The following is a 13,491-nucleotide window of genomic DNA, read 5'->3' on the forward strand; positions in this document are numbered from 1 at the left end:
TTGTGTTTGAATTTTTTATAAAATTTATATATTGTATCTTCCGGTTCGTAAGCGGAAGTGGACAATCAACTTAGGGCTGTGTTTCTGTTGGGGGCGGTGAGGCTGGCAGTAGGGCAGCATTTTTCTTTTCTAATGCAGCTACAGCCTTCCAAGAGGTATACAGAGCATAGAGCAGAAGCATCAAGCCAGGCACGATCATGAGGACTACACTTCCAGCTTTGGAAACCGCGAAATTCATAGCGTAACCGACATAGGGTACAGTGACCCCGGTATACTGAGCTACAACATTCACAGAACTGGTAGGGTTCATGTCGGGCGCGTCGTTGTTATCGCCTTTAGTGCGATAAACAGCTTCACCAGTAGCGTTATTGACGGTCGCTTCTACAATCCGGTGAGTAATGAGCAGATTATCTTCATTCCTAAAGGTGATGACATCGCCTGGTTTGAAACGATTCATATCCCCTCCGGGTTTTAATGCGACAATTGAGCCTGTCTGAATTCCTGGTTCCATCGATCCTGAGAGTACGGTTTTGATCTCATATCCGAAGAAAGCAGGTTCACCGCCGGAGGCCTTGGATAACACTACGGCTGCCACCAGCAGAATAAAGATCACAAGCATTAAGCTCGATAGGGTATTATTGATAATTTTTTTAATTCGCATCTTATTCTCCACCTTTCTCAGGTTGAGGGTCCGAAGGAGCTTGGGTTGCTACCGGCGGGGTAGTCGTACTGTCTTCCGCCTTTGGCGTCTCTTGTGGAGCCTCTTGCTGAGGGACATCTTTTGGAATTGTAAGCTCTTCGTCAATTTCCGGCTTAACCGGGTCAGTGGCTGGGGCTTCAGGTTGTTCTTTATTTGGGGCTTCCGGAGCAGTTTCGCCTGATGTTGGAGGGGTTGCCTCAGCTTTCGCTTTATCCTCGGCTTCTTGTTGCTTTTTCTCCTCAGCCAAACGTTCTTCTTCTTTTTTCGCTTCTTCTTCTTTCTTTACTTGCTCTTCTTCTAGCCGAGCTTTTTCAAGCTCTTCTAGTTTTTGCTCGCGAGTCTGACTGATCAATTGGAGTTTATCTTGAAGGGTAGTGATACCTGAGGTTGCCGATTCTTTATGGTTAGTCAATTCGGTATTTAGAGCTTCATAAGATGAGGTGAGGTCGCTAGAGATCACGCCGTCTGGTTGAGTGAAGGTAATCAGGAATGGCAGTGGCTGTGGGAACTCTCCTTCGCGTAATTCAAGTTGTCCATAAACATCACTGGTAACTACCGAAGCGAATGGAAGACCGACATCGTGTATGGAGGTTAGGTAACTAATAACTCCATTTAAGGAAGCATTCAAGGATTCCGAGATCACACCGCTTTGATTCAGGCTGCTTTGTAAATCTCTGAAAAATTGCTCGTCCTTGATTTCTAGACAGTTGGAATCTAGAGAAGTCATATATCCTCCTATCTGGAAGAGTAAGGCTGCTGCTGCACTTAGCTCATTGTGGATTTGATTCCAAATTTGGCTGTTAGCCGCCAGTTGCTCGTTAACGCTATCTATTTGGGATTGAAGCGCCGCTATTTGCGAAGAAATCTCTTCTGCAGCGACATCAAGCTCTTCCAGCGACATCCCTTCTATTCCCGAAACGTCCGAGTAGTTAGCTGATGAGGAAAAGGGCTGTAGTGATTCTTTTAAAGTGAGCGCTCGATTAACATGCTCTTTGAACTCTGTAAGCAGTGCCTTGATCGAATTCGGAAATACTTCGCAAAAGCTAATCGTGCTAGTGGTTTGCGTAGCGGCTCCAAAGCCTCCATAGGTACCACCAACTTGCTGCGAGGTATATAGAAATAAGACGGAGACAGCCATTCCTGATTGCAGTATACGTAATCCGATTTTCCTGTTTCTTCTAGCTCTTCTCCTTGCTGATCTGGGTCTCAGAGGAATACCTCCCCTCAATGTCTGTTTCTTTGGTTCGTTATTATCGTTCTTTATTAAGAACAACTTCTGTAATGAATCATACATGGAATAAATCAAAAAGAAAACTGCCAATAACGCGCATTTGTACTCTATAAAGAACGAAAATGATAATTTATCTCTAAATAACTCCATATATCGCTCGATTACTAAATTTATTCGCAATAAAGAACGATAAGTTAGAGTGATTCGTAAAAAAATACCCGGCTCGCAGTAGTAACGCGAGCCGGGCATAAGCGGAGTAATGAAGTTGAGAATATAAATGTATATGTTACGGAAGTTTTGAACCGCGTGAACTAACATACAGGTCATACCATTCTTTACGGCTAAGCTCCAGCTTGTCCGCATCGGCACAGGCAGTAATACGTTTCGGATTCACAGTTCCAATAACAGGCTGAATGGCAGCTGGATGTGTCATTAGCCAAGCCAGTACAATGGCTTCGGGTGTTGTTCCTTTTTCATCTGCGAGCTGTTGGACCATAGCTGCTGTTTGGACGATATTCTCCGGTTGATCCTCTAATGAACGCCCGCTAAATAGACCTTGGGCGAGTGGTCCCCAAGCTTGAAGCTGAATGTTCTCCATTCGACAATGTTCAAGGGTTCCCTCAGGGAAGATAATATCCTTCCAGGGTTCACGATTTACACTGATTCCAGCATCCACCCAGCTGATCTTAGCCAAGCTCATATGCAGCTGGTTTACGATAAAAGGTTCATCGCAATAAGTCTGCAGCAGCTTGATCTGAGCGGCGCTCATATTGGAAACCCCGAAATGACGAACCTTACCAGCGGCCTTCAGTTGATGTAATGCGGAGGCTACTTCCTCGGGATCCATTAAGGGATCAGGTCTATGCAGTAGAAGAATATCAATGTATTCGGTCCCAAGTCGTGACAATATTCCATCTACACTGTTCAGAATATGTTGGCCAGAGAAATCAAACGTATTAGTGCTGTCTCCAGGCTCCATTAGCTTAATTCCACATTTAGATTGAATTATGATTTCTTCACGTAGTCTTGGACGATCCTTAAAAATCTGACCGAATACCTTCTCCGCCTTCCCACGAGTATAGATATCTGCATGATCAAACATGTTGATGCCGATGGAAAGGGCGGCATCAACCGCTTCATGTCCCTGTTTAACATTCTCCACAGTAATCGGCTCATGGTCCCAGTCACCGCCTAGCCCCATGCAGCCTAAAGCAATGCGGCTTGCGGGAATCCCGCGCTTGTTTAAAGGTAACGCTTTCAACAATGTGATTCCTCCTTGGAAATTATGATTGCGTACTTGTAGATATTGTACACTCTCAGAAGCCCGTATGGTATTTTTTGTCGCTGGAAGAGCGGTGTTTGGTCTCTTCTTTATTCTTTTCTTCTTGCTTTTCCAGCGTCAAATCTTCCATCGGAATCGGGTCTACATTCTGCTCACTTTCATGAAGATCGAATAGACTTTCTTTCTCTGTTGGATATTGTTCCGGGTGATCCCGTTTGTCACTATTCCGCTGATGTTTTTCTTGAGTCATTTTTACCGCCTCGCCTTTCTTTGAGATTTAATGGCTATTGTGCTCGTTAATAAACGTATTTTGACTCCCTTAAACAGAAAAAAGAGGCCATTAGGCCTCTAAATTCAACGGTGTCCCTATGTCTTTTAGCTTGCGTGCTACAACATCATCGTATAGGCGCTGCAGCCATTTCAGCTCAGTCAGGGTGTGCTCATATGTACCGTACATTAGATGCAGGGCAGAACGAGGCACGATGGAGATATGCTCCTCGTATACCTGATAAGCCAGATTAACCTGATGTTCTGTTTCCCGGAGGCGTTCCTCGAGCAGCTTCTCAACCTTGCTCTGATCGATATGACGGGACATAGCCAGGGCCATATACATCGGATGATAGAAGGGTTCGTTTTTCTTAATCTGTTGCAGGATAAGCTGTTCGAATAAAGCTTTACCTTGCTCCGTTATGGCATAGATTGTTTTGTCCGGCCGATCACTGCTGCGGATGACCTCTAAAGCTTCTATATAACCATCTTGTGCAAGCTTATCCACAGCATAATAGAGTGATCCCATCTGCAGCTTCGTGATCCGGTCCATGGAACGTTCCTTCATCACTAATGTGATTTCATAGGGATGCATGTTCCGCTCCAGCAGTAAACCTAGAATGGCTAATTTCATGGACATAATGGTTACCTTTTGCCCTCGGACGCCTGAACAGCTTTAGCAGGAATGGTAAGACGGTCTTTTGGCATGAGCAGTACAAAGACTAGACCGAGCACTGCAGGAATCAAGGCCCACATAAAGGTTTGTGCAATAGAGGTGGATAACGCACTTGATATTTTCTCTAATATTTCAGCAGGGATCTTCGCTCTTGCTTCAGGTGTTAACGCAGCGCGTGGATCTCCGAAAGCTGCTGACTGTTCACTACCGCCAAAAGCATCGCTTAGACTGTTAGTAAAGCTATTCCGCTGAATAATCCCGAAGATCGTAATTCCCAGTGTCATTCCAAGGGAGCGCATGAAGGTACTGGTCGATGTTGCCGACCCCCGTTGGCGCATATCGAAATTATGGATAGCTGCCATACTCAGCACGGAGAAGGAAAAGCCTACGCCGAACCCAGTCAGAGCCATAAATACATTAAGCATGAGGCGGGAGGTATCTGGTGATAAAGTGCTTAGGCTGTAGACCCCTGCGACAAAGCAGACTGCGGATAGGATCATAATGTTGCGGAAGCTGGTTTTTGTTGTAAGCAGCCCCCCGGTCTGACTGCCAACGACCGTACCGATCATCATCGGCATAAGGATCAGCCCTGAGTTCGTAGCTGAGCCGCCAAATACACCCTGCACAAAGATAGGAATGTAAATAGTAGCTACGATAAAAGCAGAGCCATAAAATAGGCTGGTCACGCTGCTTGTTGCAAACAACCGTTTGCGGAACATAGCGAACGAGATCACAGGTTCAGCAGCTACTCTCTCAATAAGGATAAACGCCAGCAAGAGAACAGCAAAACCTACGAATAAGCCAAGGATGGCACTGGAATCCCAAGCATATTGATTACCACCAAGTTCCAGAGCGAACATTAGGCAGATAATCGCACCAACCAGAGTGAAGGCTCCACCCCAGTCAATGCGCTGTTTAGCGTGGGAGATCGACTCCTTATAAGAAGTTGCAATCAGGAACAGTGCAATAATTCCTAGCGGCAGGTTAATGTAGAATACCCACTGCCAACCAACATAGTCGGTAATATAGGCACCGAGTAAAGGTCCAAGTACACTGGAGATTCCGAAGACGGCTCCAAAGAGACCGGTCAATTTTCCTCTTTTTTCAGGCGGGTAAATGTCGAAAACGATGGTGAAGGCGATTGGCATTAGTGCACCGCCGCCGATCCCTTGAATGGCACGGTAAATACTGAGCTGTGTGATACTGGTGGCAGTACCGCACAAAGCCGAGCCAATCAGGAATACAATCAATCCGAAAATGAAGAAACGTTTACGTCCATACATATCAGAGAGCTTGCCGAAGATAGGGGTTCCGGCCATTACCATTACCATGTAAGCGGAGGTGACCCATACGATTTTATCCAGACCGCCAAGATCTGAGACTATCGTTCCCATAGCTGAAGCTACAATGGTATTGTCCATTGCGGACATAAGAATACCAAGCAGCAGGCCAACCACTACGAGTTTAAGATTACTTTCTTTAGTATGCATGCTTCGCAGCTCCTTTTTCTTAATAGTGATAGTGATAGTTCTGTTCGAAAAATGTTCATAATTAGAAGCAGAATTTATTATATTCAAATTTGAATAGGGAGGCAATAGTTTTTTTAAAAAAATAGAGATGTATAACCAACCGTAGAAGAATACGGCGGTAATATAGGGACAAACTATCCGTGGAGATCATCTGTGGATGAATTAGGAATGCCTCTTGACATACCCTACGGGGGTATATTATATTATAACCAAGGAGGCTGATTCTTATGTCTACTGCCAAGAAAGAGCTAGCTGCAGAATCCTGCGACATAAATTGTCATTCTTCATCATCAGGAGAACGAAAAAGTCATCATTCGGCAGAATTCAAGAATAACTTGAATACGCGCCTCAACCGGATTGAAGGCCAGATCCGCGGGGTAAAGGGTATGATTGAGCGGGATACCTATTGTGATGATGTACTCAACCAGCTCGCAGCGGTACAGGCGGCGTTAAATGGTGTCGGTAAGATGCTGTTAGAAGGACATATGAAAAGTTGCATTGTTGAGCGAATCGAAGCTGGCGAACATGAGGTTATCGACGAGCTCCTAATTACGGTTAACAAATTAATGAAATAATAAGCTAATGCTTCTAGAGCATAGCTTCACAACATTTATTGGAGGTTATATTAATGTCAAACGCTACATTAAACGTTGAAGGAATGTCTTGTGGTCACTGTGTTAACTCCGTAGAGAAAGCCGTAGGCAATCTTGGAGCCACAGCTAAAGTTGATCTTGCTGCTAAGAAAGTTTCCGTCGAGTATGATGAGAACAAAGTAAGCCTTGGTGCGATTAAAGAAGCAATTGTAGATCAAGGGTATGACGTAGTTTAATTTGAAGCACAGTAATAAGGCTTGGAGTGATATGGGGAAGCTACCCAAAGCTCCAATGCCTTTTCTTTTAGAAATTATCATACCCTATAGGGGTATGTGGAGGCGTGGAAATCATGGATAAAACCAAAACAACAGCTTCACCAAACGAACAGCAGGCAACTGTACAGATTACAGGCATGACCTGTTCCGCTTGTGCAACCCGAATTGAGAAGGGTTTGTCCCGGATGGACGGCGTATCTCGTGCGAATGTGAATCTAGCCTTGGAACAGGCTACAGTTGGATTTGATCCGACAGTATCAGGGTTGCCACAAATTGAGGATAAAATCCGTTCTCTTGGTTATGACACTATTAAAGAATCTGCGGATTTTGATATATCGGGGATGACCTGTGCTGCGTGTTCCTCACGGATTGAAAAAGTGTTGAGCCGTACACCGGGTATAGCAGCAGTTAATGTGAATTTAGCGCTGGAAACAGCACATGTAGAATATACACCCGGTAACATCAGTCCAAGGGAGATCATGGAGAAGGTAAGCAGTATCGGCTATAAAGCTTCTCTTAAAGAAGACCGCAAGGATCATGTGGATCGTCGTGGAAAAGAAATTCAGCATAAAAAGTGGAAATGGATCATTTCTGCAATTCTTTCGTTCCCATTGTTATGGGCGATGGCGGGTCATTTCTCCTTCACCGGCTGGATTCCAACACCGGATATATTTATGAATCCTTGGTTCCAGCTTGTGCTGGCTACCCCTGTGCAATTTATCATCGGTTGGCAGTTCTACGTCGGTGCTTATAAAGCCCTTCGTAACCGGAGTGCCAATATGGATGTGTTGGTCGTATTAGGGACGTCGGCAGCTTATTTCTACAGTCTTTATCTGACCATTGATTCCTTAAGCATGAAGGGAATGAATCATACTGTAGAAATGTATTATGAGACGAGTGCTGTACTCATTACACTTATCCTTGTCGGTAAATGGTTTGAGGCGCTGGCGAAAGGCCGTTCCTCTGACGCAATCAAAAGCTTAATGGGTCTTCAGGCAAAAACCGCCCTCGTAATTCGGGATGGGCAAGAAATGAATATCCCGACAGATGAAGTTATTCCTGGTGATATTGTATTGGTGAAGCCCGGAACAAAGGTACCTGTGGATGGTGAAGTTGTCGAGGGGTCTTCTTCTGTGGATGAGTCGATGTTGACCGGAGAAAGTATTCCTGTGGAGAAAAAACCAGGGGATACCGTGATCGGTGCCACTATGAATAAGAACGGTATCTTGAGAATCAAAGCCAATAAAGTGGGTCGCGACACTGCGCTGGCTCAAATTATCCGAGTAGTGGAGGAAGCTCAAGGCTCCAAAGCTCCGATTCAGCGGATTGCCGATGTAATCTCAGGGATTTTTGTGCCGATTGTTGTGGGTATTGCCGTAATAACTTTTCTGATCTGGTATTTCTGGGCAGCCCCTGGCCAGTTCGCTGATGCCCTCGAAAAGGCCATTGCAGTGCTCGTAATCGCTTGTCCATGTGCGCTAGGTCTGGCAACGCCAACCTCCATTATGGCAGGATCGGGCCGGGCAGCAGAGCTTGGAATTCTCTTCAAGGGCGGGGAGCATTTAGAGGGAGCGCAAGGGATTCAGACCGTTGTGCTAGATAAAACAGGTACAGTGACGAATGGTAAACCCGTGCTTACCGATGTTGTGACTACTACTGGAATTGCAGCTTATGGAAAAGAAAACGCGGAAAACCGTTTGTTAGCTTTAACTGCAGCTGCTGAAAAGCTATCTGAGCATCCACTTGCGGAAGCTATTGTTGCTGGCGCTGCTGATAGAGGCTTGGCTTTGCCTACTGCTGAGCAGTTTGATAATGTGCCCGGACGTGGAATTATGGCCGTTGTCTCCGATCAGCAGGTTATGGTAGGCACGCGGCGGATGATGGAAGATCATCAGCTTGATATCACAGAATGGACTCCAATTATGAAGAAGCTGGAGGAGTCGGGAAAGACAGCTATGCTAGTAGCGGTAGAGAGTGAAATCGCTGGGATTGTGGCCGTTGCTGATACGATTAAACCGACCTCAAAAGCGGCTGTAGCCGCGCTCCATGATATGGGTATTGAAGTCGTAATGATCACTGGTGACAATAAAATTACAGCTGAGGCTATTGCGAAGCAGGCAGGGATCGAGAAAGTGTTAGCAGAGGTTCTGCCAGAGGGCAAAGCCGAAGAGGTTCGCAAGCTCCAACAGAATGGGACTAAGGTTGCCATGGTTGGGGATGGGATCAACGATGCTCCGGCACTGGCTACTGCCGATACGGGTATGGCGATTGGGACAGGAACGGATATAGCTATGGAAGCAGCTGATATTACGCTGATGCGCGGGGATCTGAAGAGTATTCCTGATGCGATCATGATGAGCCGCAAAACGATGAGAAATATTAAACAAAATTTGTTCTGGGCGCTTGCTTACAATACAATAGGAATACCGATTGCTGCACTTGGGTTTCTAGCCCCATGGCTGGCAGGAGCTGCGATGGCATTTAGCTCCGTGTCTGTTGTCTTGAATGCACTTCGGCTACAGCGGGTAAAGCTGTAATATCACTATCACTATTTAGGGAGTGGCCACAGTGCAAGTAAATAACGATACAATTTCTCTGTTAATGAAACATGCATCTGTCCGCAAGTTTCAGGATAAGCCAGTAAGTGAAGATCAGCTTAGCGCTATTATTGGAGCAGCTCAGATGGCTTCAACCTCAAGCAATGTTCAGGCTTATAGTGTTATTGCAGTTACTGACCCGGCACTAAAGACGGAGCTTGCGGGACTAGCGGGCAATCAGGCTTATATAGAACAATGCCCAGTGTTTTTGGTCTGGTGCGCTGATCTGTATCGGCTGCGCGAGGTGACGAAACCTCATTTGCAGGGAGAGACTTCTTATGAAGATTCTGCTGAGAACCTGATTGTAGCTACCGTTGATGTTGCGCTTGCTGCACAGAATGCTGCAGTGGCTGCGGAATCACTAGGACTTGGAATTGTATATATCGGTGGAATCCGTAACCGGATCGCGGAGGTATCGGAATTGCTGGGACTGCCTGAATTGGTCTATCCGCTATTCGGGATGTGTGTAGGTTATCCTGACGGAGCTTCGGGCCTGCGTCCGCGGCTTCCACTAGAGGCTGTTCTGCATCGTAATCGCTACAATGCGGAAACCACTGTGGAGCAGGTCAAAACTTACGATAAAGTCTCCTCAGACTATATGCGTGAGCGGACCCACGGCGCCAAAGACACCCCTTGGTCGGCCATTATGGCGGAGCGATTGGCACAGCCAGCACGGCTGCATATGAAGGAGTTCCTGCTGGAAAAAGGATTCCTCCGGAGATAACTAAACTCTCTTCACCTAAAGAGGCTGCCTTATTAGTAGTTCATTCTACTGATAGGGCAGCCTCTTTTTTTTATTCGAAGCCAGGAAGGTGACAGTTGTCATCTTAAAGAAATGACAGTCCATACTAATGTCATGTCTTCTTTTTCCATATGATTGAAATAGATCAAACGCATTCGGAAGCGGAGGGATTACGTTATGGATAATATTATAGAAATGCACGGGGTCAGCAAAATATATAAGGATAAAAAGGCCGTAGATAATATCAGCTTTAACATTGCTAAAGGTTCGATTACAGCTATTCTGGGACCGAACGGAGCGGGTAAAACAACGGCATTAGGCATGCTGCTGGGGCTAATAGAGCCTACCGAGGGTACAGTGGAGTTGTTCGGTCATCATCCGAAGGATAAAGCAGTACGTGAAAAGACTGGAGCGATGCTGCAGGAGGTAAGTGTAATGGATCGGCTAAAGGTGCGGGAGATCATTGATCTGATCCGCAGCTATTATCCAAAGCCTATGGATATGGAGTTTCTAATTAAGACTACTGGACTTGCGCCAGCCGATTTGAATAGATACGCCGAGAAGCTCTCGGGCGGTCAAAAGCGTAGTTTGGGCTTTGCGCTAGCCCTCGCGGGTAATCCGGAGCTGATCTTTTTCGATGAACCTACAGTCGGACTTGATATTACTTCCCGGCGGCGGTTCTGGGAAACGGTTCGTGGACTTGCGGAGCAAGGAAAAACGATTGTGTTCACGACCCATTATTTGCAGGAAGCAGAAGATATTGCGGATCGTATTCTATTATTCAGTAAAGGCCACTTAGTTGCGGACGGAAGTCCAGCTGAGATTAAATCGCGGATTGTGAAGCGTTCCGTGTCCTTCCTGCCTGTGGGTGATCGCTCGCAATTGCGCAGAAACCTGCTAGATTTAGCTGCTATAGAGGATTGTTATGAAAAAGATGGCCGCATTCACGTGACCACAGAGGATACAGATGAGGCGCTTAAAGCGATTTTTGTGGCTGGACTTCCTGTGAAAGATGTTCGAATTGATCAGGGACGTTTGGATGAGGCTTTTGAACAATTGACCATGAACCAAGAGGAGGCTGTCTAACCATGAGACTAATTACTGTACAGTGTAAAGCGGAAATGCTGCGGATCATCCGTAATCCCTATTATGTGTTCTGGTCTTTGCTCATGCCCATCATGTTCTATTTCATCTTCACCCGGGTGGTCAATACAGGTAGCGATGACCTAACGTGGCGTGCTCATTATTTAATGTCCATGGCGACCTTCAGTGTAATGGGCTCAGCCATTATGACGCTTGGCATCCGGTTGGTGCAAGAACGAACACAAGGCTGGACCACCTTTATTCGGATTACACCGCTGCCGGGATCGATCTATTTTTTCGGAAAAATGTTCGGACAGACGATGATGCATCTGTTTTCGGTCATTTGTATTTTTATCGCAGGCTATTTAATCAATGGCGTCTCTTTATCCGCAGGTCAATGGGTGCTTAGCGGGCTGTGGATCCTGATCGGTTCTCTTCCATTTTTAGCGATTGGTACGCTTGTAGGTGCTATGAAACGGGTGGATACAGCCAGTGGAGTCAGCAACGTGATTTATATGGCTCTTGCTGTAGCAGGAGGCATGTGGATGCCGATTGAGATACTGCCACGATTAATGCAGCGGATTGGTCATTGGTTGCCTTCCTATAACTATGGGAATGGAGCCTGGGAAATCGTTCGTGGCTCAGCTCCGACATGGAGTAATGTCTTGATTTTACTCGGATATTTGGTAGTTTTTATGTTACTATCGGTCTATATTCGAAAAAAACAGGAAGCGGTGTGAATGAATGTCTGAGCGTGCGAAGTTCCGGTTATTTCCACAAAAACAGGGTTTTTTCCCTTTTGTATGGGCTGTTTATCTGGTTTTGCCCATCCTGAATTTGCGCGGGGAGACTGGAATGAAGCTCATCCTGGGCGGGATTATGATAGCGGTGTTTGCCATCAGCTATCGCCAGCTGTATTGGGTGCGGGGTGGAGTGTTTAATGTTTGGTTATTTATTCAAATGTTAATCATCGTGGTGCTTAGTTTGTTCTATACCCCCTATAATCTGTACATGGGCTTTTTCACCGCAAATTTTATCGCATATTATACGGAGAATAAAGGGTTCAAAATTGCATTTGCTTCTTTTGTGATCATGATCCTTTCGGTGCTGGTCTTAGTGGGTCGTGAGATGGAGTGGGGAAGCGTGATGTTTTTAGCTCCGTTTATTATTATTATGTTGATTAGTCCGTTCGGAGTGAGGTCCATGAATCGGAATCAGAAGCTGGAGAAAGAGCTGGATCAAGCCAATGAGGTGATTAAAGAGCTGGTGAAGCGTGAGGAACGAATGCGAATCGCCCGTGACCTGCATGATACTCTTGGCCATACCTTGTCCTTGATTACGTTAAAGAGCCAACTCGTAGAGAAGCTGGTGACGAAAAATACGGAGCGAGCCCAAGAGGAGGCGCGGGAAATTCAGCGCACTTCACGGGCTGCGCTCCGTCAAGTGCGTGAGCTAGTGTCGGAAATGCGTGCGGTCTCAGTGGCAGAGGAACTGGCTGAAGCTGGAGAGATGCTGCGGACGGCAGAGATCGCCTTAGAAGTGGAAGGGGATATCTCTCTGGAGGGGGTATCCGACCTGACGCAAAATATCCTCAGCCTCTGTATCAAAGAAGCAGTGACTAATATCGTAAAGCATAGTAGAGCGGACAAATGCTTCATAGGAGTGGCAAAGCTGGCTGGAGAAGTGCGAATTACCGTTAAGGATAACGGCATTGGTCTACAGCATGGGGAGAGAGGGAATGGTGGGCTTAGCGATGGAAATGGCATGAAGGGAATGGCAGAGCGTCTATCCCTGATTGATGGCTCCCTGTCGCTAAGCTCAGCTGAGGGTCAGGGAGCTACGCTGATCGTTACCATCCCGCTAATCGTAAAAGATGCACAAGGGGGTGAGACTGCATGATAAGCATTGTTATAGCGGAGGACCAACGTCTGCTTCGGGGAGCGATGGCTTCTTTGCTGGATCTTGAAGACGATATCGAAGTAGTCGGAGAAGCTTGTGATGGGGCGGAGGCGTTAGCTTTAATCGACAAGCTTCAGCCGGATGTCTGTCTCATGGACATTGAAATGCCGTTCAAGAGCGGGCTGGAGGTTGCAGAAATATTGCGGAGTAAGGGTTGTCCGACCCGAATTATTATTTTGACCACCTTTGCCCGTCCAGGGTATTTTGAGCGTGGAGTAAAGGCTGGTATTCAAGGGTATTTGTTGAAGGACGAGCCTGTAGATAAGCTAGCTGAATCTATTCGTCGTGTCATGGCTGGACATCGGGAGGTATCTCCTGAGTTAGTCTTCGGCAGTCTGCGGGAGGAGAATCCATTAACAGCACGGGAGCGCGAGATTTTAAAACTGGCTGGAGAAGGGCAAACCGCGAGCGAGATAGCCTTTTCGCTGCATCTGTCTTATGGCACTGTCCGCAATTACATCTCTGAAATTCTCAATAAGCTGGAAGTGAAAAGCCGGATTGAGGCGGTACGGCTGGCGGAAGAAAAAGGCTGGATTTGAGGGGAGGAGGGCATTGTT

Annotated in this window: 14 protein-coding genes; 8 read left to right on the top strand and 6 right to left on the bottom strand. The window is 46.4% G+C overall.

The annotated features are described in order from the left end of the window. Window positions 1-70: 70 nt before the first annotated feature. From sipW to MHI51_RS02125, 6 genes are all read right to left on the bottom strand, one after another. Complete coding sequence (gene sipW / locus MHI51_RS02100; protein ID WP_076124645.1) at window positions 71-661, bottom strand: signal peptidase I SipW; 591 nt, start codon at window positions 659-661, stop codon at window positions 71-73. 1 nt (window position 662) lies between these two features. After that, complete coding sequence (locus tag MHI51_RS02105; RefSeq protein ID WP_076275982.1) at window positions 663-1,838, bottom strand: hypothetical protein; 1,176 nt, start codon at window positions 1,836-1,838, stop codon at window positions 663-665. Between the two features lie 379 nt (window positions 1,839-2,217). Further along, window positions 2,218-3,195 carry an aldo/keto reductase family oxidoreductase gene (locus MHI51_RS02110; protein WP_076275983.1) on the bottom strand — a complete coding sequence of 326 codons (978 nt, stop codon included), beginning with the start codon at window positions 3,193-3,195 and terminating at the stop codon, window positions 2,218-2,220. A gap of 52 nt (window positions 3,196-3,247) precedes the next feature. After that, on the bottom strand, window positions 3,248-3,463 hold the full coding sequence (locus MHI51_RS02115) for a hypothetical protein (RefSeq protein ID WP_076275984.1): 216 nt from the start codon (window positions 3,461-3,463) through the stop codon (window positions 3,248-3,250). 90 nt (window positions 3,464-3,553) lie between these two features. After that, window positions 3,554-4,120, bottom strand: a complete 567-nt coding sequence (locus MHI51_RS02120; protein ID WP_036682773.1) for a PadR family transcriptional regulator — start codon at window positions 4,118-4,120, stop codon at window positions 3,554-3,556. A gap of 5 nt (window positions 4,121-4,125) precedes the next feature. Beyond that, a complete protein-coding gene (locus MHI51_RS02125) occupies window positions 4,126-5,646 on the bottom strand; it encodes an MDR family MFS transporter (RefSeq protein ID WP_036682771.1) in 1,521 nt (506 codons plus the stop codon). A 266-nt stretch (window positions 5,647-5,912) separates the two neighbouring features. Here MHI51_RS02125 and MHI51_RS02130 point away from each other — a divergent pair, with 266 nt between their 5' ends. The 8 genes from MHI51_RS02130 (at window position 5,913) to MHI51_RS02165 (ending at window position 13,473) form a co-directional block, all read left to right on the top strand. Continuing rightward, window positions 5,913-6,260, top strand: a complete 348-nt coding sequence (locus MHI51_RS02130; protein ID WP_405173538.1) for a metal-sensitive transcriptional regulator — start codon at window positions 5,913-5,915, stop codon at window positions 6,258-6,260. Window positions 6,261-6,313: 53 nt separating this feature from the next. After that, window positions 6,314-6,514, top strand: a complete 201-nt coding sequence (locus MHI51_RS02135) for a copper ion binding protein (protein ID WP_076124634.1) — start codon at window positions 6,314-6,316, stop codon at window positions 6,512-6,514. Between the two features lie 113 nt (window positions 6,515-6,627). Beyond that, a complete protein-coding gene (locus tag MHI51_RS02140) occupies window positions 6,628-9,090 on the top strand; it encodes a heavy metal translocating P-type ATPase (protein ID WP_076192712.1) in 2,463 nt (820 codons plus the stop codon). 31 nt (window positions 9,091-9,121) lie between these two features. Continuing rightward, entirely contained in the window at window positions 9,122-9,874 is a 753-nt protein-coding gene (nfsA, locus tag MHI51_RS02145; protein WP_076220221.1) for an oxygen-insensitive NADPH nitroreductase, read from the top strand. 195 nt (window positions 9,875-10,069) lie between these two features. Next, window positions 10,070-10,978 (top strand): ABC transporter ATP-binding protein, encoded by a 909-nt coding sequence (locus MHI51_RS02150; RefSeq protein WP_339246050.1) that lies wholly within the window; start codon window positions 10,070-10,072, stop codon window positions 10,976-10,978. Window positions 10,979-10,980: 2 nt separating this feature from the next. Continuing rightward, window positions 10,981-11,715, top strand: coding sequence for an ABC transporter permease (locus MHI51_RS02155; RefSeq protein ID WP_036682760.1), 735 nt, complete (start codon window positions 10,981-10,983; stop codon window positions 11,713-11,715). Window positions 11,716-11,719: 4 nt separating this feature from the next. Further along, entirely contained in the window at window positions 11,720-12,874 is a 1,155-nt protein-coding gene (locus MHI51_RS02160; protein ID WP_076282343.1) for a sensor histidine kinase, read from the top strand. Next, entirely contained in the window at window positions 12,871-13,473 is a 603-nt protein-coding gene (locus tag MHI51_RS02165) for a response regulator transcription factor (protein ID WP_036682756.1), read from the top strand. The genes MHI51_RS02160 and MHI51_RS02165 overlap by 4 nt, the downstream gene beginning before the upstream one ends. Window positions 13,474-13,491: the final 18 nt, after the last annotated feature.

Source organism: Paenibacillus sp. FSL H8-0260 (assembly GCF_045040625.1).
Lineage (GTDB): Bacteria > Bacillota > Bacilli > Paenibacillales > Paenibacillaceae > Paenibacillus_AQ > Paenibacillus_AQ odorifer.

Coding starts and splice junctions, on each gene's coding strand:
- sipW (WP_076124645.1), bottom strand. CDS start 661: ATGCGAATTAAAAAAATTATCAATAATACCCTATCGAGCTTAATGCTT.
- MHI51_RS02105 (WP_076275982.1), bottom strand. CDS start 1,838: ATGGCTGTCTCCGTCTTATTTCTATATACCTCGCAGCAAGTTGGTGGT.
- MHI51_RS02115 (WP_076275984.1), bottom strand. CDS start 3,463: ATGACTCAAGAAAAACATCAGCGGAATAGTGACAAACGGGATCACCCG.
- MHI51_RS02120 (WP_036682773.1), bottom strand. CDS start 4,120: ATGTCCATGAAATTAGCCATTCTAGGTTTACTGCTGGAGCGGAACATG.
- MHI51_RS02125 (WP_036682771.1), bottom strand. CDS start 5,646: ATGCATACTAAAGAAAGTAATCTTAAACTCGTAGTGGTTGGCCTGCTG.
- MHI51_RS02130 (WP_405173538.1), top strand. CDS start 5,913: ATGTCTACTGCCAAGAAAGAGCTAGCTGCAGAATCCTGCGACATAAAT.
- MHI51_RS02135 (WP_076124634.1), top strand. CDS start 6,314: ATGTCAAACGCTACATTAAACGTTGAAGGAATGTCTTGTGGTCACTGT.
- MHI51_RS02140 (WP_076192712.1), top strand. CDS start 6,628: ATGGATAAAACCAAAACAACAGCTTCACCAAACGAACAGCAGGCAACT.
- MHI51_RS02150 (WP_339246050.1), top strand. CDS start 10,070: ATGGATAATATTATAGAAATGCACGGGGTCAGCAAAATATATAAGGAT.
- MHI51_RS02155 (WP_036682760.1), top strand. CDS start 10,981: ATGAGACTAATTACTGTACAGTGTAAAGCGGAAATGCTGCGGATCATC.
- MHI51_RS02160 (WP_076282343.1), top strand. CDS start 11,720: ATGTCTGAGCGTGCGAAGTTCCGGTTATTTCCACAAAAACAGGGTTTT.
- MHI51_RS02165 (WP_036682756.1), top strand. CDS start 12,871: ATGATAAGCATTGTTATAGCGGAGGACCAACGTCTGCTTCGGGGAGCG.